Source organism: Methylobacterium sp. E-065 (genome assembly GCF_022829605.1).
GTDB lineage: Bacteria > Pseudomonadota > Alphaproteobacteria > Rhizobiales > Beijerinckiaceae > Methylobacterium.
In genome coordinates, this window is the sequence record NZ_JAKSYD010000061.1 from 1 (window position 1) to 20364 (window position 20364).

General features: G+C 62.1%; 17 protein-coding genes and 3 pseudogenes. 11 read left to right on the forward strand and 9 right to left on the reverse strand.

Annotation, left to right across the window (positions count from 1 at the left end):
• Window positions 1-136: 136 nt before the first annotated feature.
• Window positions 137-589: pseudogene (locus MKK84_RS05565) on the reverse strand (EAL domain-containing protein); the annotation flags it as partial.
• Between the two features lie 420 nt (window positions 590-1009).
• Here MKK84_RS05565 and MKK84_RS05570 point away from each other — a divergent pair.
• Window positions 1010-1423 (forward strand): STAS/SEC14 domain-containing protein, encoded by a 414-nt coding sequence (locus tag MKK84_RS05570; protein ID WP_243917346.1) that lies wholly within the window; start codon window positions 1010-1012, stop codon window positions 1421-1423.
• Window positions 1424-1800: 377 nt separating this feature from the next.
• On the opposite strand, the pseudogene MKK84_RS05575 reads toward MKK84_RS05570, so the two are convergent.
• Window positions 1801-2658, reverse strand: a pseudogene (locus MKK84_RS05575) (IS3 family transposase); the annotation flags it as partial.
• 28 nt (window positions 2659-2686) lie between these two features.
• A complete protein-coding gene (tnpC, locus tag MKK84_RS05580) occupies window positions 2687-3967 on the reverse strand; it encodes an IS66 family transposase (protein WP_243917348.1) in 1281 nt (426 codons plus the stop codon).
• Between the two features lie 367 nt (window positions 3968-4334).
• Here tnpC and MKK84_RS35840 point away from each other — a divergent pair, with 367 nt between their 5' ends.
• Together MKK84_RS35840 and MKK84_RS05585 are read left to right on the forward strand one after the other, a co-directional pair.
• On the forward strand, window positions 4335-4814 hold the full coding sequence (locus tag MKK84_RS35840) for a papain-like cysteine protease family protein (protein ID WP_409566448.1): 480 nt from the start codon (window positions 4335-4337) through the stop codon (window positions 4812-4814).
• A gap of 7 nt (window positions 4815-4821) precedes the next feature.
• Window positions 4822-5415, forward strand: coding sequence for a hypothetical protein (locus tag MKK84_RS05585; protein ID WP_243917350.1), 594 nt, complete (start codon window positions 4822-4824; stop codon window positions 5413-5415).
• A 24-nt stretch (window positions 5416-5439) separates the two neighbouring features.
• Here the strand turns inward: MKK84_RS05585 and MKK84_RS35670 are convergent, their stop codons facing one another.
• From MKK84_RS35670 to MKK84_RS05600, 4 genes are all read right to left on the reverse strand, one after another.
• Window positions 5440-6240, reverse strand: a complete 801-nt coding sequence (locus MKK84_RS35670; RefSeq protein ID WP_243917352.1) for a phosphatase PAP2 family protein — start codon at window positions 6238-6240, stop codon at window positions 5440-5442.
• Entirely contained in the window at window positions 6237-6362 is a 126-nt protein-coding gene (locus MKK84_RS35390) for a hypothetical protein (RefSeq protein WP_279599384.1), read from the reverse strand. Before MKK84_RS35390 ends, MKK84_RS35670 begins: the two co-directional genes overlap by 4 nt.
• A 49-nt stretch (window positions 6363-6411) precedes the next feature.
• Window positions 6412-8202 carry an adenylate/guanylate cyclase domain-containing protein gene (locus MKK84_RS05595; protein ID WP_243917354.1) on the reverse strand — a complete coding sequence of 597 codons (1791 nt, stop codon included), beginning with the start codon at window positions 8200-8202 and terminating at the stop codon, window positions 6412-6414.
• 523 nt (window positions 8203-8725) lie between these two features.
• Window positions 8726-9370: a hypothetical protein gene (locus MKK84_RS05600; protein WP_243917355.1), complete on the reverse strand. Its 645-nt coding sequence runs from the start codon at window positions 9368-9370 to the stop codon at window positions 8726-8728.
• A 464-nt stretch (window positions 9371-9834) separates the two neighbouring features.
• On the opposite strand from MKK84_RS05600, the gene MKK84_RS35845 reads away from it, so the two are divergent.
• From MKK84_RS35845 to MKK84_RS05620, 5 genes and pseudogenes are all read left to right on the forward strand, one after another.
• A complete protein-coding gene (locus MKK84_RS35845; protein WP_409566446.1) occupies window positions 9835-10158 on the forward strand; it encodes a GntR family transcriptional regulator in 324 nt (107 codons plus the stop codon).
• Window positions 10158-11504 carry a dicarboxylate/amino acid:cation symporter gene (locus MKK84_RS05605; protein ID WP_243917357.1) on the forward strand — a complete coding sequence of 449 codons (1347 nt, stop codon included), beginning with the start codon at window positions 10158-10160 and terminating at the stop codon, window positions 11502-11504. The genes MKK84_RS35845 and MKK84_RS05605 overlap by 1 nt, the downstream gene beginning before the upstream one ends.
• Before the next feature lie 413 nt (window positions 11505-11917).
• Window positions 11918-12115 (forward strand): type II toxin-antitoxin system ParD family antitoxin, encoded by a 198-nt coding sequence (locus MKK84_RS05610; protein ID WP_243917359.1) that lies wholly within the window; start codon window positions 11918-11920, stop codon window positions 12113-12115.
• A 142-nt stretch (window positions 12116-12257) separates the two neighbouring features.
• A pseudogene (locus MKK84_RS35850) lies at window positions 12258-12533 on the forward strand (GAF domain-containing protein); the annotation flags it as partial.
• A 184-nt stretch (window positions 12534-12717) separates the two neighbouring features.
• A complete protein-coding gene (locus tag MKK84_RS05620; protein ID WP_243917361.1) occupies window positions 12718-14196 on the forward strand; it encodes an ATP-binding protein in 1479 nt (492 codons plus the stop codon).
• 192 nt (window positions 14197-14388) lie between these two features.
• On the opposite strand, the gene MKK84_RS05625 is transcribed toward MKK84_RS05620, so the two are convergent.
• A complete protein-coding gene (locus MKK84_RS05625; protein ID WP_243917363.1) occupies window positions 14389-15681 on the reverse strand; it encodes an NAD(P)/FAD-dependent oxidoreductase in 1293 nt (430 codons plus the stop codon).
• A 327-nt stretch (window positions 15682-16008) separates the two neighbouring features.
• On the opposite strand from MKK84_RS05625, the gene MKK84_RS05630 reads away from it, so the two are divergent.
• The 3 genes from MKK84_RS05630 to MKK84_RS05640 all read left to right on the forward strand — a co-directional run bounded on the left by MKK84_RS05630 (window position 16009) and on the right by MKK84_RS05640 (window position 18933).
• The gene (locus tag MKK84_RS05630) at window positions 16009-17388 is read left to right on the forward strand and encodes an MFS transporter (RefSeq protein WP_243917364.1); all 1380 of its coding nucleotides are present in this window, start codon (window positions 16009-16011) and stop codon (window positions 17386-17388) included.
• A 53-nt stretch (window positions 17389-17441) separates the two neighbouring features.
• A complete protein-coding gene (locus MKK84_RS05635; protein WP_243917366.1) occupies window positions 17442-18026 on the forward strand; it encodes a cation transporter in 585 nt (194 codons plus the stop codon).
• A gap of 724 nt (window positions 18027-18750) precedes the next feature.
• Window positions 18751-18933 carry a hypothetical protein gene (locus MKK84_RS05640; RefSeq protein ID WP_243917368.1) on the forward strand — a complete coding sequence of 61 codons (183 nt, stop codon included), beginning with the start codon at window positions 18751-18753 and terminating at the stop codon, window positions 18931-18933.
• Between the two features lie 512 nt (window positions 18934-19445).
• Here MKK84_RS05640 and MKK84_RS05645 read toward each other — a convergent pair.
• Window positions 19446-20364: DNA topoisomerase (locus tag MKK84_RS05645; RefSeq protein ID WP_409566447.1), on the reverse strand; the 919-nt coding region annotated here is incomplete at its 5' end.

Here is a 20364-nt window from a genome sequence, read left to right on the forward strand (position 1 = left end):
GTCCTCAAGCCGGACGTAGCTGAACAGGTTGGCCGATCCCTCTTCACGCCCGCGCATCGCTCAAACCCCGCCGATCTCCCCGACAGAGTGAATCATCTCACCAGACAAGCCGCCAGCGACTTTTGCAGCAGCCTGCTAAGGCGGTCGCGAAACCCTGCTTGCGGTACTCGGCGATGATCCGCTGGACGTGCGCTACGTCGGTCATGCGCTCGTTCTCAGTGAACTCGAACATGATCTGTCGGTGTGCGAAGCCGACCCGACGAGCGGCATCGAGCGTTGCGCGGATGCAGGCGGCCGGCTCGTAAACGGCGTTGGGCATGAAGTTGATCGACAGCCGGGTCTCGGCATCCTGAAACAGCTGGCCGGCAAGCTCGATCGCTTTGACGCGGCAGGCTTGGTCGAACTTGTAGCGGTTGCTCTCATCGACCATGCCGAGGATCTGCCCGGCGCCTTGTCCCTCAGTGCCCCTGACCAGAGCCTCATAGCCCCAGACCGTGCACCGACTGACGTCTACGATGGGATGGAACGCCATCGTGAACTCAAACGGCAGCGGTTTGCCGTCCCTGCATGCCTGACAATCGCGCTTCATGGATCCGCCTTCCGGAGCATCACCACCCGTGCACCATCTGGTGCTAGGATTTGCACTGAACTACTCTGATAGGGTTCTTACTTAATACTTAACTAGGGCCGATTATGACATACAACCACGACATCCCATCATTTGATTGCTTTATTTCATGACTATTCATCCGCATTGTCCATGGAGGCACAATGCGAGCGTGTTCAGACACAGCGAGTGCACGCAGCGCTTCAATATAGACGCTGAAACGCGCGAGGAGGCCCTCGCGCAAGCGAGGCTTTCGACCCGATCACGTCGAACACGACGCTCGATACGGCCGCGCTGACGGATACCACGGGCACGGTGATCTGGACGCTCCGCGCTCCGCCGCGGGTCGGCTGACGCAACTTTCGTGATCGATGCGCGGTTCGCACCGGATAGGAGACAGCCATGAGCAGTGCACCGAATGGATCGGTCATCCAGCGCGAGGCGCCGCGTCCCGACCTCGTGGCATTCGAACTGAAGGGCAAGATCACCAAGCCCGACATCGAGTGGATGTCGTCAGTGACCGATCAGGCGATGCAGGCGCATGGCAAGATCGACATGCTGATCATCGTGTCGAACTATGACGGATCGGACCTCGGGGCGACGTTCGACGGCTACGCGACGAGCGTAAAGGTGCGCTCGGTCGCCCACATCAGGCACTACGTCGTCGTCGGCGCTCCGAAGTTCGCGGAGGCGATGATCAACCTGTTTGGGATGGTCATGCCGGTGGAGACTAAAACGTTCGACCTCACCGATGAGGCCGCGGCCTGGGCTTATCTTGCTGAAGCCGGGCCGGCCTCGGCTTCAACGCCAGCATAGTTCAGCGTCCAGATGGCAAGCCTGCGACGCGCAGTTGATGTCCGACGAAGCCGTGCTGATTTCAGAGCGACGCGGTTCATATCCATACCGCGGAGCGACGTACTTATCGCCATCAACGAGGACATTGTCGCCCGCGAGCAACGCTGTCATCACCCATAGCAGCCTCATTCACTTAGCTTCTGATAGCCGGATAAATCCGTCCTATGACGGGGTTTATGTCCCGCACCAATCATAGGGTGACAGATCGCCCTTCGCCGCCGTGGCCCGATGCAAGATGCGCTGATCCGCAAGCATGAAAGCTTCGAGGACCTCACCGACGCCGATCGTGAGAGGCCCGGGTGACCTGACCGGTCTTTTGGACCGGGCCAGTTGCGAGGCTACTGCATGGTGGCGGCCATGGGTAGCCGGAAGGCCAGATCGGGGAAGGTGACGGGCTCGGGCGGTCGGTAGCCTAGGGACGAATGCGGCCGGACGCGGTTGTAGGTCGTTTGCCGAAAACCGATTACGATCTGCGCCTCCTTCAGCGAGTAGAAGATCTCCTGTCTCGGGCACTCGTCCTGAAGCTTGCCATTAAAGCTCTCGCAATACCCGTTCTCCCACGGCGACCCGGGAGCGATGTACTGGATCTGCGCGCCGGCTTTGGCGACCCACTTGCGCAACGCCTTCGCGATCATCTCCGGGCCATTGTCGCAGCGGATGTGTTCCGGGATGCCGTGCAGACACATCGCCTCCGCCAGCGCCTCGATCACGCCGACGCTGTTGATGCGTCGCGCTACCTTCAGTGCCAGACAAGCCCGGCTATGCTCGTCGATCAGCGTCAGGATCCGAAGCGAGCGTCCGTCGTGTGTCCGGGCCTGTACGAAGTCGAAGCTCCAGACGTGATTGCGATGGAGCGGGCGCAGCCGCACGCAGGACCCATCGTTCAGCCACAGGCGGCTGCGTGGCCGGTGCTTCTGCGGGACCTTGAGCCCCTCACGACGCCAGATCCGCTGAACCCGATCCTTGCCCACCTGCCACCCCGCTGTTTGCAGAAGCGCGGTGACGCGGCGGTATCTGTCGCGTCCGTACTCAGACGCCAGGGCGATGATGGCACGGGTCAGCGCATCCTCGTCGGCCGGCAGCACGGACACGTAGCGCTGCGTGCCCCGATGCTGGCCGACGATCCGGCAGGCGTGACGTTCCGAGAGACCGTATTTCTCCTGGATCGCATCCACTGCCTGCCTGCGTCGCTTGGGTAACTACCCACGCGTTTGATGGCAGGGTTCAGGCACCGATAGTTTTGAGGACGGTGCTGAAGGGGCTGCTGCCTGTGAGGCGGGCGGTGTCGACGACGGTGCGGATGGCGGCCTCGCCCTCAGCCGCCCACATGGCGCGATAGCCGTTGGTCACCTTCCGCTGCACGACGGCCGGACGCAGCAGCCGCTCGGAGCCGTTGTTGGTCGGCTCGACCTTTCCGGGATAGGCGAGGAAGACCAGGAGCTGATCGCGCGCGCGGCTGATCTTGGCCTGCAGGTCGCGGGTCAGATCACAACAACTCGGCGTGGCCAGGATGGCGCCGAGTTGCCGATCCAGGCTCCGGCGCTTGGCCGAGAGCGTCGAGGCGGCCAAGTGGGTGACGCGCTCGGCCAGGGCGAACACGCTTCCCAGCCAGAGCTGCAGGCGCCAGGGGACGGGATCGTCGCTGGCCTCGACGACATAGGCGACATCGCGCGCCAGATGCGCCAGGCAGGTCTGGTGCTCGGCCGCGTGGCCCTGTTGAGCGGTGTAGCGATCCGAGATCCACACCGTTGGTCGATGCCCGTCCATCATCTCCCGCACTACCACAGCGCCGCGCGTCGGCGAGGCCGTGTGCACTACGGCTTGTGCTGAGTGGAAGAGCCAGTGGTAGGCGTTCGAGCCCTCGATGCGCACGCCGGTCTCGTCGCAGGCGACGACCTCAGCCTTGCGCAGCATCGCGATGGCCGCGTCACGGCTGGGATGGAAGCAGCCCTGCGCGCGGCGGAGCAAGTTCATCAACCCGCCCTGGCTGAGCGTCAGGCCGAAGAGGTCGGAGAGCGCCGCCTGCAGCCGCTTATACGAGAGCGCCTGAAAGGTCTTCAGGTATGTCGCCACAGCGTGCAGCCGTGGCCCGAACGGGGTGCTCTGCGCTTCCTTCGGCACCGGAGCCACGACCCGCGTCCCACAGCTTGGGTACTGTACGGCAATCCGCTGGTGCTGCGTCACGATCGGAGCCACCGCGGGCAGCTCGATCCGCTCGAAGACGCTGACGATCTCTGCCGGAAGAGCGGCGTGTAGGCTAGCGCCGCAGCACGCACACGCCTCGGGACGATGCTGGACGATCGTATTGGGATCATCGCTCAGCACCCGGCTGTGACCCTCGTGACCGGGCTTAGCGCCGCTGGGCTTAGAGTGCTCGCGCTGCTCCTTGCGATCCGTCGCGGGCGGCTTGGATGAGGTGCGTGAGGTCTTCTCTGGCCGCTGCAGCCGCAGCACCAGCTCGATCAGCTCCTCGCGACTCAGCCGTTCCAGTTCGCTGCGGCCCATCTCACGAGGGAATCAGCGAAATCCGTCCCGCGCAAGGGCGTGGGTAATTACATGCGACCAGTACTTTCAGAATTTAAAGCGATATCATTCCAATTATTTCGTACGATTGAATGTAAAATGGTCAGAAATGGGATAAGATTGACTGATTATAAGCCTGAATACCGTTATAAAATAGCCTCCATAGGGCTAAATGACTTTGAAGCCACGGATAAGTACGAGAGGACGATGAAGCGGTGATTACGCAACAAAAAAACATCCCTTTATGATATAACGAAGAAGCGTCTTTGCATCGGAAATAAAATCAACTAAGATACTCTCTGAACATAGGAGCATTGGCTTGTCTGACTGGCGACTGCTGCAGTTCTCAATGCAGCCACAAAGCCAATCGAATTGGTGCTGGGCTGCTGTAGCTGCGAGCATCGCTGCATATTTCGATCGATATACGCAGCAAACACAGTGCCTGATTGCGGGCGCACAGTTGCATCGAAAGAATTGTTGTGGGGCAGACGCCAACGGACCTTGTAACGTGTACGGCTTCCTTGCCTCCGCTCTTCACCGCGTCCGGCATCTGCAAGCGTGGTATCCTTCAGTTGCCGCATCCTTTACCGATGTACAAGCGGAACTTGACGGCGGCCGACCACTCTGCGCGCGAGTTGCTTGGAGTTCGGGCGGAGCACATTTTATCACTATCATTGGCTACTTGCCTGACAGTTCCGCATTGGCCGGTTCCCAGCTCATCGCAATAGAAGACCCGTTATGGGGCCATTCCGACGTGCCTTATGAGGTCCTCCGAACTGGTTATCTTCAGGACGGCTGCTGGACCGACAGTTACTTTACGAAGGAGTAAAACTGTCGTGGCCGAACGCGTCGAGTCTCAACCTTCAAGCAAAGCTGAAGAAGCAGTTAGGTCTGTTTTGTCCGCTTTGGCAGCGCAAGGTGCATTTCGTACGCCAAAATTACGCCGCGCAGACATGCGCGAGTTCAAGCTGGTAAGCCCACATCGGGTCTTTTTAATCCCGCTGGCAATACTCAAAGGTGATCAGAAAGCGGAACTTACCGATGTCGGATGGCGCTTTATCATCGAGGTGAACGGAGAAGGGATTGCGAGTGCGGAGGCAATCAGCCGTCCCAACGGGCAATTTCAGTTTAGTGGGCTCAATGAGGGCCCGCTAGTAGATAATCTCGTTGACACCCTGAAGGGCGTCGACATTTTAGGACAAGGCTTCCAGCCTCGTCTTGTTCTAGCCCCTGGAGTTAACACTGCTGCGTTGTGGCTCAAAAAGGCTGGAGGCTCGGAATTTTGTCTGGCGGAGACGGACGTTGTGGTGCAGCTCGTACCGATACACCACGACCGCTCCTTACGTACGCTGACACCCGTTCCTGAATTTATTTCGAGTTTGAAGTCATTAGCCAGCGCGCTTCAACAGGGCGGCGCAAAAGGAGGCTAGATCCCCGCCCCAGCGACGACTCGTTTAGACCTCTCTTCTTCTTGTAAGTTTTGACGACGGTCGCCGACTACGCGTCTCCATCTGACACTCTGGCGGCGATACGAGTTGCAGTGGTCCGCCCGGCTCTGCTTGAGCCTGGGCAAGTACGGTTTTAAAGATCGGGCATTGACTCAGGAGTGGATAGGCTTGTTGAGCAATTGAGCGACCGGCGTTAGTGTCGCTCGGCCAATGTACTCCGGCGATTTCACGATTTTCGCCAATTCGGTTCGCTAGGGAGATCAGCGCAGGCCCATCCGCGGGCGTTACATCAGTGAGCGCAAGCGCGATCATATGGCTTTCCAGTGAATGCCCGCTTGGAAAGGAGGGATGCGGCGGGGAGTTAACCAGAGGCAATAGAGCCGGGAAGACCTGTTGTGGGCGCGCGCGATTAAAAATTGCCTTAAAATACATGGCGATCATCAATCCCACTCGATCCGCCATATCTATTAATCTTAAAGTATTCGGATGAGAGCTCCCGGACAACATTAGCATGTGCGCAAAATATGGCGGCGGGCCAGGGTCTTGATCAAGGATTTCTTGGGTACGGCTTGCACGTTTGTCACGCGCAAACGCGATCAGCATTTCAAGCTCCTCAATCATGTCGTCGTCATCAAACGCCTTCGGCAGATCGAAATTGTTGATGCAACGCCAATCCGTCCTGCCGAACTCCGCAAGTGCTAGATAGCTAAAATAATCCGAGCGCCATGCCGACGACGGAAATATCGCATTAACTCTCAGTTTGTCCGGATCTATCGAGGTAAGTGGGTCAACTACTGGGTAGGTCACGGGCCAGGAGCCATAACCTCCGCCTCCGCCGCCACCTCCGCCTCCGCCTCCGCCGCCGCCTCCGCCGCCGCCGCCGCCGCCGCCGCCGCCGCCGCCGCCGCCGCCGCCAGCAAATCCACCACCGCCCATTTTATCCTCCCAAAGTAAAGATCAGACTTATTGGAAGTTGCTTTAGTTCTCTAGTCCCGCCGCAATCAATCTATCCACATATTGTGAAGCGTAAGGCTCAACAAACGGACAGCGCTTCTGATATTCGGAAACTCTGAACTGTGGTAATATCTGCCGATGATAGTTGCCTATATCTTTAGCCTCGCTCATGCGACTTGTAGCAACTAGACCAGCGGAGAGTACCCGAGCAGCATTTCCAAAGCGCGGATTTAATGAAAGGGCCTTTCTTGCCCATCGGATCGCTTCCTCGAAGTTGTCAGCTAAATAGTGATTCTGGGCCAGAAGTGTATAATTGAAGAATGCTTGAAGGCCAATCGGAGAAAGTCGGATTGCCCGCTCCGCTCGCTCGACACCTCTAATACCTTCGCCTATGAAGCCCGGCGTACTGCTGCTGAAAAGCCATGCCCAGGAGTTATTAGGCGATAACGCGATAGCTCGTTCGCAGTATTCCAACGATATACTATGTTCCCCAAAAAACATGGCGCGTCCATGACCCTCAATAGCGATCGCCAATGCGTTGCAAGGGTCCCTTTCGATAGCACAACTCGCTAATCGCATAACCGCCGCCGATTCCGCATTTGGCTTTGCGGCGCGACCTTCCCCAATATTGAGAATATGCCAAAGAGCCAAAAATGCATAAGGTGCGGAGTAGTCGTGGTCTTCCGCTTGCGCTCGCTCGAGGAAGGCGCGTGCACGGATAAAGCTACTGGAGTCCAGCCGGAACAAGCAATCCAATCCACGCAGCAAATAGTCATATGCGTTAAGATTCTGGGGGTGCTTCCGCAAAGCGCGCTGCAACTCGGTGCGCCGAACATAAGCCGCGATCTTATCGACAATTTTTGTCGCTATTTCGTCCTGAAGAAAGAATATTTCCTCGATCGGCTCGTCGTAACGCTCGGCCCAAATTACAGCAGTATCTAAGGTGTCGACGAGCTCGACGGCGATTCGTACCCGACTGCCTGTGCGTCGTACACTACCGCTTAGAACGTAACGAACACCGAGCTTCTCGCTCACCTCGTCTGGATTAACTGAGCCGCCACGGAAAGCCATTGTCGAGCCCCGGGAAACGATGAGAATTTCTGAAATATTACTCAAGGACAATATGATGTCCTCAACGAACCCTTCCGCAAAATAGCTTCCTGCAAGATCTGTGGAGAGGTATACAAACGGCAGCACTGCGACAGTAGGAGGTGTTGCGGATGTTGTTTTAATTCCAACCGGGCACCATGGGTCCGTATTATTGCCCTCGGAGCTTGGCATCACAAATGCCCTGACCGCCTGCGTAAGATTTTTTAATGGCAGTTCGCCCAAGTCGACAAACTTGAAGTCTTGTAAGTTCTGAACTTTGTCAAGCAATCTCGATGAAATAACGGTTTCACCCGGGGGCGCCGCCCCTTGAAGACGGACCGCAATGTTCACACCGCTTCCGAAGATGTCGTTATCATCGAAGATGACCGGATCCCAATGCAGTCCCATTCGCAAATAGATTTTATGAGACTGATGGATATCTCTCTGGTAAGCTAAAATAGCAGCTTGCAATTTTGCCGCACAATGCACAGCGTCGTCCGGGCTTGTGAATACGGCGAGAAATCCGTCGCCGGTATTTTTTATAATTTCCCCCCGGAACGTTAATATTCCAGGGTCGATCACATCAACGCGTAACGCGCGGAATCTTGCGTGTGTCTCGGACTCCGCCGCCTCCATCAATCGGGTGTAACCGACAACGTCGGCGGAAAGCACCGCCCGGGAGCGGCGTTCGAAATCGGGTATAGTCACAAGCGCGTTCTGCGACATTCTGGAACGCCCATTCTTCTCGCCGGCATTTATCCTAGTGCATAGAAGCCCACGAACGCACCACGGGCTTCCCTTCCTACATGTCACGAAAACATGGAAGCCAGTGTCAACTTGTATTGCATTCGCCGCCTAAGCACATGTGTTCCACATAAGGGTCGATAGCGATTCTACAGCATACCGCAGCTTTGTCGCGCGCTGCAACCTCGCCGACATTCAACATAGCCGGCTTTCAGTATGTCGAAAGCACTCATGATATCATCTTCGGCCTCGCTAGTTTTCAGAAGATTAATTATATTGACGCTGGCTCGCTTCGAATATCGCTCATTCAATGTAATGGCTGGTTCGCAATTGAAGCGCATTCTGACAAGTTTCGTTATCACGGCACTTTGCGAATTATTTGCACCACATTCCTGCTGGATGGCTGAAATGCCTTTATTTCAGACATAAGGTCTCGCACCGCCGAGAAACTCGTTGGCCGGCGGCTCTCATCGAGCCGCCGGCCAGCTTTGTCATTTGACTTTGATTAGGCTTCGGCCTCAGCAGCAGCGTTCGGGTGCAACAAGGCCATTTCATCGCGCCGGCGCATCAGCATCGGCAGATCCGGCCAATCGCGCCACTGCAACGTGAACTCGCCGCCCGGCTTCGAGGCGACAACGACGGCCTCGTACCAGCCGTCCTCCTCACCCTCGGTGATCAGCACCAAGCTGCCGATTGCGATTCCGGCCCAGCTGCGCGGGTAGCGGGGATCCGCTGGGCTCGACCCGCCAAAACCGCCACCGTCGCTGTCAGCGGGTTTCTCGAAGCTCTGTGCTGCCAACCTGATGGTGGTCGTGTCTGATCCGACCAGTCCTCCGGCGAGGGCTTGTAAGCGTTGGTAGACCTCCTTATCGACGAACGGCACGAAGGCGCGGCCGGAGCTGAAGACCCGGCCCTGCGGCAGGTCGGTGGCGGCCGAACGCTGAGCGTCGTCGCAAAGCACGAGTGCCCTGAACCCGATGGTCGCGGCGGCCTTCGTGGCTAGGCTCACATCCGGGGTGGGAAACCAAGCTGCGTGAGGTTTGCCGCCTTTGTCGGCGCCGAACACGACAAGGGCTGGGATCGGCTTGGCGAGCGGGCTTTCAGCCGGGATGAGTGCACCTTTGGTTTTTGTAGCGGTTGCTGCTGTCATAGCAGGCTCCAGAAATGCGAAAGGGGCCTCGGATGAGACCCCTCCGGGATGGTTGCGGATGGCTGAGGTTGGTTCGAACGACCGGGCGGTCGCGCTCGGCGGCTCGGCGTCAGCGTGGGTTTTGGGCGCTCCATGTTGGCCCTTGATGAAGGCCACGAAGCAGCAGCCCAAAGCAAAGTTATCAGAATATATTCCTATTTGTCAAGGTAGGGCAACCATGGCACAGCACGCTTGTGGTTCGAATCCGACATTTATTGCTCGCGGCTCAGGCTGAGCCGAGCCCTTTGTCGAGGCTGAACGCGCACCGTTTTGGGTTTATGACAAGCGCAAGTCCCGCATCCGGCATGAGTAGGCGCGGTTCAGCTGCTTTCAGCCATTAAAAGTGCGATCTATTGATTAAATGTAGTTCCGATTCCTAGCCGCGGCGGTGATCCAAACTCCGATTTGCGGTAGGGCACGCCAATTTGCTTTTTGGTACGCTATTTGCACATACTCTTACATGGAAGTCTGATCTACATGCACTTCTTAAAAACGTCGAGCTCGATCGAACGCGTGGCCTTGGGTGCTATCTTGGCAAGCCGCATCACGGCCAGAACGCGCTCCGCAAGCAGAGCCTCGCTAAGCTGTTCAGCGTCTCCCGAATGATGGCTCACGACGCGTTGAGGCGGCTTGAGGCCCGCGGCATCGTCCAGATCAGCCACCGAGCGGGCCCGGTCAACCAAGAAAACCAACCACCGACACGCGTCTCGCGTATCCCAAAAAGCCGATTTTCTCAGGAGATGACGTGATGTCGGTCGAGTCTGCACACCTGCCGGCGCCAGACAAAGCGCGCGAGCCGATCTACAAGTCGCTGTTCTTTCAGGTCGTCGTCGGGCTGGTGCTTGGCATCGTCCTCGGTGTTGCCACGCCTGAGTTCGCCATCGGCCTGAAGGTGTTCAGCGACGCCTTCCTCAAGCTGATCTCGATGATCGTCGCGCCGATCGTGTTCTGCGTCGTCGTGCACGGCATCGCAGGGACCGGCGACCTGAAGAAGGTCGGCCGCGTCGGTGTCAAGGCGCTGATCTACTTCGAGGTGATGACGACGGTGGCCCTCGCGCTCGGCGTGGTGCTCGCCTATCTGGTCGGGCCCGGCCACGGGATGAACATCAACACCGCCACCCTCGACGGCAGGGCGCTCAGCACCTACGCCGACAATGCGCACAAGCTTCAGGGTGGCGGGTTCTCCAGCTTCCTGCTGAACATCATTCCGACCACCTCGTTCGACGCGCTCGCCCGCAACGACGTGCTGCAGGTGCTCTTCTTCGCGATCCTGTTCGGCGTCGCCTTATCCCTTCACGGCGGCGAGCAGGGCCGGAAGGTCACCGACCTGATCGACGCCGTGGCGGGCGTCCTGTTCAAGGCGATGGGCCTGATCGTCCGTGTCGCCCCGCTCGGCGTGCTGGGCGCCGTGGCCTACACGGTCGGAAAGTACGGCGTCGGTTCGCTCACCCAGCTGCTCTCCCTCGTCGGCCTGTTCTACGTCGCGGTGGCCTTTTTCGTGATCGTCATCCTCGGCTCGGTGCTACGGGTGGCGGGGGTGAACATCTTCAAGTTTCTCGGCTACCTGCGAGAAGAACTGACCATCGTGCTCGGCACCGCCTCGTCGGATGCGGTGCTGCCGCAGATCATGCGCAAGCTGGAGTACATGGGCGTGAAGCCCTCGGTAGTTGGGCTCGTCGTGCCCACCGGCTACTCGTTCAACCTCGACGCGTTCTCGATCTACCTGACGCTGGCGGTTGTGTTCATCGCCCAGGCGACCGGCACGCCCCTGTCGTTCGGCGACCTGATGCTGGTGCTCGGCATCTCGCTAGTGACCTCGAAGGGCGCGCACGGCGTCCCGGGCTCGGCGATCGTGATCCTGGCGGCCACCTTGAATGCGGTGCCGTCGATCCCGGCGATCGGCCTGGTGCTGGTGCTGTCGGTGGACTGGTTCATCGGCATGGCGCGCGCCGTGGGCAACCTAATTGGCAACTGCGTCGCCACTGTCGTCGTGGCCGCGTGGGAAGGGGATTTGGACAAGGCTCGGGCGCAGGCGGTGCTCGACAACCCCCCGTCCGACATCGCAGTCATCTCGACGGGCGAACAGCCCGCTTGAAAACCAATGTTTGGCCGTCTGAGATCTCCGCACAGATCACGGGCGGTCAAATGCCCTTCCCCGATAGTTTGTTTGACCAAATTAGACGTTGTTTCGCGCGAGCGCAGTCGTATGAATGGGTCGATGACGGAACGTCCGGTTTCGGCAGCGACGTTAAAGCCTGCTCGCGACCCAACTCAGAAATTCCGACCGATACGGTGCAACGTCTATTTTCCGATAAAAGCAGACGATCTACACGTCATTCCGTCCGTGATTTTTGCAAATCGTGATCATCTGAGTTCGTCCGGGTCGCCCCATCGCCGATGCGCGATTTCGTGAAGGGCGTCAGGAGGCAGGCCGATCATATGTTGGGGCACGCGGGTTCGGGTGTGATAGGGGAAACACCCGGCTTCCGGTGGTGGCACGAGCCAACCATGCCCGCGAAACACTCTCGTCACATCGCCTTGACCGGCCCCCTCGCGGAGTGGGTGGACAGCCAGGTCTCCGAGGGCGAGTACACGTCGGTCAGCGATCTGAGCCGCACCGCGATCCGTCTTCTCAGAGTGCAGGAACAGAAAAGGCGAGCCGGCGCCGGCGCGATCCCGTCGGCGATGGCAGACAACAGTGTCTGACCCCCCATCGACGGCCCAGCTATTCAGGGCCGACGATGGCGCGCGTCTGGCCGCATTGGACGAGTACGGCATCCTCGACACGCCGGCCGAGCAAGGTTTCGAGGACCTCACGCTGCTGGCGTGCCGGATCTGCGACACGCCGGTGGCGCTGGTCAGCCTCGTCGACCGCGACCGGCAGTGGTTCAAGGCCCGCATCGGGTTCCCACGCTGCGAGACCGATCTCGACAGCTCGGTCTGCAAGTTCGTCCTCGCCGAGCCGGACATTCTGGTCATCCCGAACCTGACGCTCGACCCGCGCACGGACGCCAACCCGTTGGTGACCGGCGAGCCGTTCATTCGCTTCTACGCGGGAGCGCCGTTGCGCACCCCGGAGGGCGTGACCATCGGCAGCCTGTGCGTGATCGACCTGGAGCCCCGCCCGGCCGGTCTGACCAGGAGCCAACGGGAAAGCCTGACCGCCCTGGCCCGACAGGTGACGACGCTTCTCGACCTCCGCCGCAAGGGCGAAACCCTGTCACGGGCGGAAGCCGCGTTGACCGGGCTGAACGCTAGTCGCTCGAAGCAGTGCCGATCTCGACCGGGTCTGGCGCAACGCCCAGGACTTGCAGGTCGTCAGCGACGCGGACGGCGTGTTCCAGGCCGTCAGCCCGTCCGCGACACGGCTGCTGGGGTGGGCGCCCGAGGAGATGATCGGCCGAGATCTGTTCGCCTTCACCCACCCGGACGGCCACCAAGCATCCCGAGAGGCGCTCCAGCAAGCCAGGCGGGAGCCCCTACCGCCGCACCGGAACCGTTACCGTCACAAGGACGGGAGCCACCGCTGGATCGCCTGGGTCACGACACCCGAGGACGATCTGATCTATTGCTACGGGCGCGACGTGACGGTCGAGACCGAGCAGGCGAAAAGTCTGCTGAAGGCCGAGGAGGCGCTGCGCCAATCGCAGAAGCTGGAGGCCATCGGCCAGCTCACGGGCAGCGTCGCGCACGACTTCAACAACCTGCTCACGGTGATCAAGTCGTCCACCGACCTGCTCAAGCGGCCCGACCTCGCCGAGGAGCGGCGCACTCGCTACGTCGCGGCCATCTCCGACACGGTGGACCGCGCCGCCCGGCTGACCAGCCAGTTGCTCGCTTTCGCCCGCCGCCAGACGCTCAAGCCCGAGGTGTTCGCAGCCTGCGACGGCGTTCGCGCGATCACCGATATGATGGGGACACTGACCGGGACCCGGATCAAGCTGGGGTTCGACCTGCCCGAACGACGCCTGTTCATCAACGCCGACCCAAGCCAGTTCGACACGGCGCTCGTGAACATGGCGGTCAACGCCCGCGACGCGATGGACGGGGACGGGCGGATCGACATCGCGGTGCGCCCGGCCGACGCGATGCCCGCTATCCGCACCCACGAGGCCATGGACGGGCCATACGTCGCGATCTCGGTCAAGGACTCCGGCTGCGGCATCGCCTCGGACAAGCTCGACCGGATCTTCGAGCCGTTCTTCACCACCAAGGAGATTGGCAAAGGCACGGGCCTCGGACTCTCCCAGGTGTTCGGGTTCGCCAAGCAGTCCGGCGGCGACGTGGTGGTGTCGAGTGTCGTCGGCGAGGGCACGACGTTCACGCTCTACCTGCCGCGTGTCCCAGTGACGCGGCGCAAGAGGGCCAAGGCCATCGGACCGGACCTGCTGACGGTCGGCCATGCCACCTGCGTGCTGGTGGTCGAGGACAATGCGGACGTGGGCAGCTTCTCGGTGCAAGCCCTGATCGAATTGGGTTACCTGCCGATCCTCGCTGCCACCGGCGCCGAGGCGTTGATCGAGTTGGCCAAGGACGCCGACCGTTTCGACGTCGTATTCTCCGACGTGGTGATGCCCGGCATGAGCGGGATCGATCTCGCCGATGAGATCCGGCGTCGGTACCCCGAACTGCCGGTCGTGCTGACCTCGGGCTACAGCCACGTCCTGGCGCGGGAAGGCACACACGGGTTCGAGTTGTTGCAGAAGCCCTACTCGATCGAGCAACTGTCCCGGACACTGCACACCGCTGTGAGAGATCGAGGTCAGCGCAGTACCCTCGACGCTTAACATCGACGGCGTTTGCATATGAGAAAAAGCTGAAGACCGCGGGACATGGCCGGAGCCTGGATCGTCCGCTTCGGCTGCGCTTCAGACCTTCATCTTGCGATGATCGAACTTCCGCTGCCCACTCCAAGCCGAAGGCGCAAACGTCCGCTTACAGGCTGCGTGGATCAGGTTTAGTGCGAGGCGAGACGGGCATTAATCCAACCGGACGGGAGGGCTGACGAGGTGATCAAGGCTGTCTACGAACCACGTCAGGGGCCCGCGGACCGGACCGAGCAGGCTGAGCTGATGTTGACGGTAGAGAAGCGCATGGCCCAGGCGCGCGAACAGCCCTTTCAGGCGCCCGCCGCCGAAGGTGTAGCGCCCGAGCGTGCCCCATCCGTTGTAGTCCGCGAGAGAGACGATGGCGCCCCGGTCTCGGTAGCGAAAAGCCGGCACCGGGCCGTCACTGCACCAAGCCTCGACATGCCGGGCGAGGTGATGCGCCTGCTGGGTCGCAGCCTGGGCCGTCGCGGGCACCGTCTTGCCAGTTCGGCGATCGACGAGGCCCGCACAATCGCCGAGCGCCAGGATGGCCAGATCGCGGGTAATGCGCAGACCCTCATCGACGACGAGCTGGCCGATCCGCGAACGCTCCAGCCCTTCTAAGCGGGCCAACACGTCCGGCGCCCGCACGCCGGCGGCCCAGACCTTGATCCGCGCCTCGATGCGGCTGCCGTCCTTGAGGATGAAGCCGTCGGCGTCAGCGCCGGTGACCATGGCTCCGGTGCGCACGTCGACACCGAGATCCCGAAGCGTCTCAGATGCGGCCTGTGCGATGCGGTCGGGAAAGGCCGCGAGCAACCGCGGCCCGCTCTCGATCAACGCGAGGCGGAAGCGGTGCGGCAGGCTCGGCGACCCGTAGGCCGCAAGCAGGTTGGCCGCACGCTTCAGTTCGGCGGCGAGCTCGACCCCCGTGGCCCCGCCTCCGACGATGGCGAGGCCAAGTTCGTCCTCGTGATGCAACGCGGCCAGCGCGTGATCGCGCAAGCGGGCATGGATAGTTTGGGCACTGGCGAGATCATCGATGGCTACGCAGTGGTCGCTCACGCCTGGCGTGCCGAAGTCGTTGGCGCGGCTTCCGAGCGCCAGGACAAGGCGATCATACCCAACCCGCAGCGGGGGCAGCGGCCCGCGGTCTGGCTCCCGCCGCCCTAGAGGCCGTACCACGGCCACTCTCGCGTCGCGGTCGATCCCGTCGAGGTCGGCTGCAAGGAAGGAGAAGCCGCTCGCCTTGGCCTGGGCCAAAAAGTTCACCTGCTGCCGGTCCGGCCGCGCCGTGCCGGCGGCAAAGGTGTGAAGCATCGGCTTCCAGACGTGAGACAGGCTGCGGTCGACAAGCGTGACGCTGGCTCGGCCGCTGCGGCCGTGGGAGCGGCCGAGGCGAGTAGCGAGGATGAGGCCGGCAACACCGCCACCCACGATCACGATGCGTAATGGATCGGTCATAATGGGTCCGCCATCGTGCAGCCGGAGATGGCAGCATACGGACGGGAACGGCGGGCTCAGGCAGAGGGTCCTCGACGCGGCCGAAACTCGGCTCGTACACCCCACTTACAAGGTCCACTTGGTATGGGGCGTCGGAGACCAGACGCTAAGGACGTCGAGACGAAGCCAGGACCGCCGCTAGGGTGTTCCGTAGGTTTGGATCGGTGCTTTCCAACGTCGGGACAAGCGCGGCGCCTTCTCGCGCAGAGGTGATGATACGGTGTCATTGCCAAGACGTAGCAAGGGGCGCAGTCCGAGGTCCGTTCTACCGCGAGATCGCACCTCTGAATGACCGTCACGACTCCGATGCCGACTGCAGCGGTCCGCGACGGGCTACCACTGGGCCAACGCGGCCGAGCCATGATCGCGGTGCTCACCGGAGTGGCGCTCGCCACCCTCGACACCGCCATCGCCAACACGGCGCTGCCTACCATCGCCGCCGACCTCGGGATCGATCCTAGCGCCTCGGTCTGGATCGTGAATGCCTACCAACTCGCGGTCGTGGCGACGCTGCTGCCGATCGCGGCCCTCGGTGAGATCGTCGGGCAACGGCGGATCTACGTCGCCGGCCTCATCCTGTTCACCGGCGCCTCGCTCGTCTGCGCCCTGGCCTGGTCCCTGCCGACGCTGGTCGCCGCACGCGTGCTCCAGGGGATCGGGGCGAGCGCCCTGCTGGCAGTCAACATCGCGCTGATCCGCTTCATCTACCCCGCGCATCAGCTCGGCCGCGGCGTCGGGCTGAACGCCTTCGTGGTCGGCGTTGGGTTCGCGGTCGGCCCGACCGTGGCCTCGCTGATCCTGCTGGTCGCGCCCTGGCCCTGGCTGTTTGCCGTCAATGTGCCGATCGGCCTCGGCGCTCTCGCCCTGGCCTGGACCGCGCTGCCAGAGACCGGACGCTCCGGGCACAGCTTCGACGTTGCCGGTGCGTTGCTCAACGCCGTTGCGTTCGCGCTCCTCGTGCTCGGGTTGGGCGAGGCCGCCCACGAAGGGCCGCTCTGGCGCGTCCTTCCCGAGGTCGGCGGGGCGCTCGCCTGTTTCACTCTGCTCCTGCTTCGCCAGGCCGGGCACCCGGCGCCGATGCTGGCGGCCGACCTCCTGAAGCGCCCGCTGTTCGCGTTGTCGGCCCTGACCGCGGTGTGCTCCTTCGCGGCGCAGGGGCTGGCCTTCGTCTCGCTGCCGTTCTTGTTCCAGCACACCCTCGGCCGCTCGCAGGTCGAGACCGGCTTCCTGATGACGCCCTGGCCGGTGGTGGTTGCACTGATGGCGCCGGTCGCCGGACGCCTCTCGGATCGTTACGCTCCCGGCCTGCTCGGCGGGATTGGGCTCGCCGGCCTCGCGCTCGGCATGGGGCTGTTGGCGCTGCTGCCGACGGACCCGAGCGTCGCGGACATCATCTGGCGGATGGCGGTCTGCGGGGCCGGGTTCGGTTTCTTCCAAGCCCCGAACCTGCGTGCCATCATGACCAGCGCGCCGCCGAGTCGCTCGGGTGGGGCGAGCGGGATCGTCGCCACGGCGCGGCTGCTCGGCCAGACCCTGGGCGCCGCCCTCGTCGCGGCCTGCTTCGCGATCGCGGAGACCCACGGGCCAGCTCTGGCGATGGGGCTCGGGGCGGCCTTCGCCGGGTTTGCCAGCGCGGTGAGCTTCACGCGCCTCGCCGTGGCGTCCTGAATGCGCCCGGTTTGGGAAGGTCTCAGGATGACATCGGTTTGGCTGCTGGGGCTGTGAGCGCCAGGCTGGACGCACACGGGCACGCCTACAAGCGCACCGTGTGGGCGATCGCGTTCGGCATCGCCATCTTCGCCGCCGCACAGATCGCCTACGCCCTCTCTATCGGCTCGGCCCAATTCCTCAAGGATGCGCTCGACTGGGTCTACACGGTCCTGCTGAACGCCGTGGCGGCGTTCGTGTTCGGGCGCGGTGCCCGGGCGGAGCGGCTATCCGCCTACCTCATCGCCGCGGTCCTGACGGTCGGGGGCCTGCAGACGCTGTACGATCTGTGGGACAAGGTCGCTGATCCGCGTCCGATCGATCCTGGGCTGCTCGGCTTCTCCGCAGCCAGTGCGACGGTGATCGCCTACCTCACGGCGGGCAGCCTGACGCGGTTCCGGCACGACACGAACCCACTGATCAAGGCGACTTGGCTCAGCGCGCGCAACGACGCGATCGCGACTACCTTTTCGGCGGTCGTGACACTCGCCGTCCGCATGGCCCCGATACGCTGGCCGGAATACGTCATGGACGGGCTCGATGCGGCGCTCGCCTTTCAAGCTGCTGCGGCGACGATCCGCGCGGCTCGGCGAAACTGATAGACAACATAGGTAATTCGAAGCTGAGCGGGACTCTCTCGAGCCAACCTCCATTTGGACCGAGCCATGGTGTGGGCGCGCACCTGGGAGGATAAGAAACAGCACTTATGCGCGTGCTGCAACCTGCGGACGGTTGTTCGCTGCACGGCAGGTGCATAAGCTGGACCCGTTCGATCGCGATGGCATCGCGATCGAGCAGCCCTCCCAAGGGCGTTTCCTCCCAAGACTTCGGGCCGCCCCATGAGGGCGGCCTTTTTTCTGCCCGCACTCCTACTAAAGCAGCGCTTCCCTCGCTGATGTGCCCGAGTCGTTCGCGACACCACACGGCACAGTTGCGGGCGGATACGCGATGACAGGTTAGGTACGGATCAGTTCTCCGCACCTCGCCCGTGGCGCCTAGGCCGGGCGGTCGCGTGAGGGTCGGCGCATGCGGGGGAACTGGACACCGCGCGGCGCCGGCCCACGGCCTCTACAGATGACGGGAAACGAGCCGGCAGGGCGCCCGGAGGTCACCAGCAGCCGTGATGATCTAGGGGCGGATGCCACTGGTATCGAGCACCTCAGGTGCGGCCACGAGCACCACGCGGGGTCAACGATGCGCGGTCGCTTCGCAATCTCTTGAGGCCAGCACCGGCAATCGCTTACCGGCGGGCGTGACCCCTGGAACCGGCTTGGGTCGGCCGCTTTGATTCAGAACCCCAGATTGCATCGAAGAGGGAGAATTATGCTCATCTTCGCCCTTCTGTTCGTCGCGCTGGCCGTTGTCGGCGCGCTCGTCGGCCTTGGTGACTTCGGCCATCCGATCCACGCGCAGTCACTTCAAAGCTACGGCTGGGGCCTGACCGTGAACGCGGTCGCGCTCGCCGTCTTCTGCATGCTCGTAGGTCGCGGCCGGCTGCGCCACTGAGGCGGCGGCGATAACCTGCACACGCGACAACGCATCGCCCTTCAGCAGGGCGCGGTTGGATCAGTGGTGAACCTCGGATGCAGCGTCGGCGAACGAGGCGATGCCGTTCGCCCCCTCCCCCGGATGTTCGCGGTCCCGGACATGGTCAGGCCGGTGGGCAATTAGCAAGCCCCGTGCTCGCGTGCCCGTCTCAGCCCTCGCAAACGCTGCGTCCGCTCATCACGCGCCTGGCGCTCGGCTTCGATTTCCGCCCAGACCTCACTCGAAGATGCCTCGCGCACCTCGCTTTTCAGCTGAAGGCTCGTGCGATCGGCATGACGGGACGTCGGGAAGTGAGACATGCACCCTCTTCATTGCCCAGTGTCGGGTCGAGATAGAGCGTCGATCCGAGGCGCCACATAGCTATCGCTACAGGGGCCATGAGACCTGGGACAGTCGGATGCGAGCACCATGAGCGATCCGCAGCGACAAGATTGGCGACGGGTCCCTGGCCTCAACCCCAGTCGAGCGCCTCAGGCTCGACGTGGTGCTGCGACCTGCCTCGGCGCCTGTGCCCCCCTGCCCCGCCGCTTACCGCGCCCAGCAGGCCCTTTGGCCTTCGTCGAGCCGGAACTCGGTGTTTCCGATCCACGCTGCGGCCGTGAGCCGTGTGCATCGAGAAAGCGCCGGCACGCGTCGAAGTCTGTCTCGACCTCCGGCGGACAGGGGATGCTTCGTTGCTCCGCCAGACTGCGCGCGTAGCTGAGCATCGCCGCACTCGGGATACGCCGGCCCTGAGGGCGGCCAGCGCCGTCTTCCAGTTGGGGCGCACGCGGCCCCGCATGAATGTCCAGGAAGGATCGGCAAACGCTGATGCTGCTCTTGCAGCCGCGCGGCAGCTTCACGCCCTTTCTCTCCGCCAAGCTCACCGCGAACGACACCATGGCCGGCGTCGGCGGTCGATCGTCGGCTTGATCAGGCGGGATCAGGCTCGGGTCGAGGCTGACCACGGTCGAGTTCGAGATCGCGGCGATCAGCTCGTCGAGGCGCGCGCACGTGCGTTGCCGGAAAGCGTCGGCGCGCTCGATGGCCTCGGCCCGCGTGGCCGCGCGACCGATCTCGGCGAGTTCCGCCTCGAACAGGGCGCGCCCGACCGGGTCGCCGTAGGCTGGGAACACGCGTCGCACCGCCGTGATGAAGGCAAGCCCGACCTCGGTCATCTCGATGGCCGGATCCTTACCGCTGGACAACGTGATGTAGCGGCTCTTCAGGAGCTTGGGCAGGATCGTGTCGCGGGTGGCGGCCGTGCCGAGACCCTTGGGCTCGTTCGGGTTGACCGGGTTCTCCAGGGCACGCTTGACCGCCGGGTCATCGACTTGGTCGATCAGTCGCCCCATCACCACCGGCAACTCGCCGCGGGTGATCCGCCGCGGCGGTTCAGTCGTCGCGGTG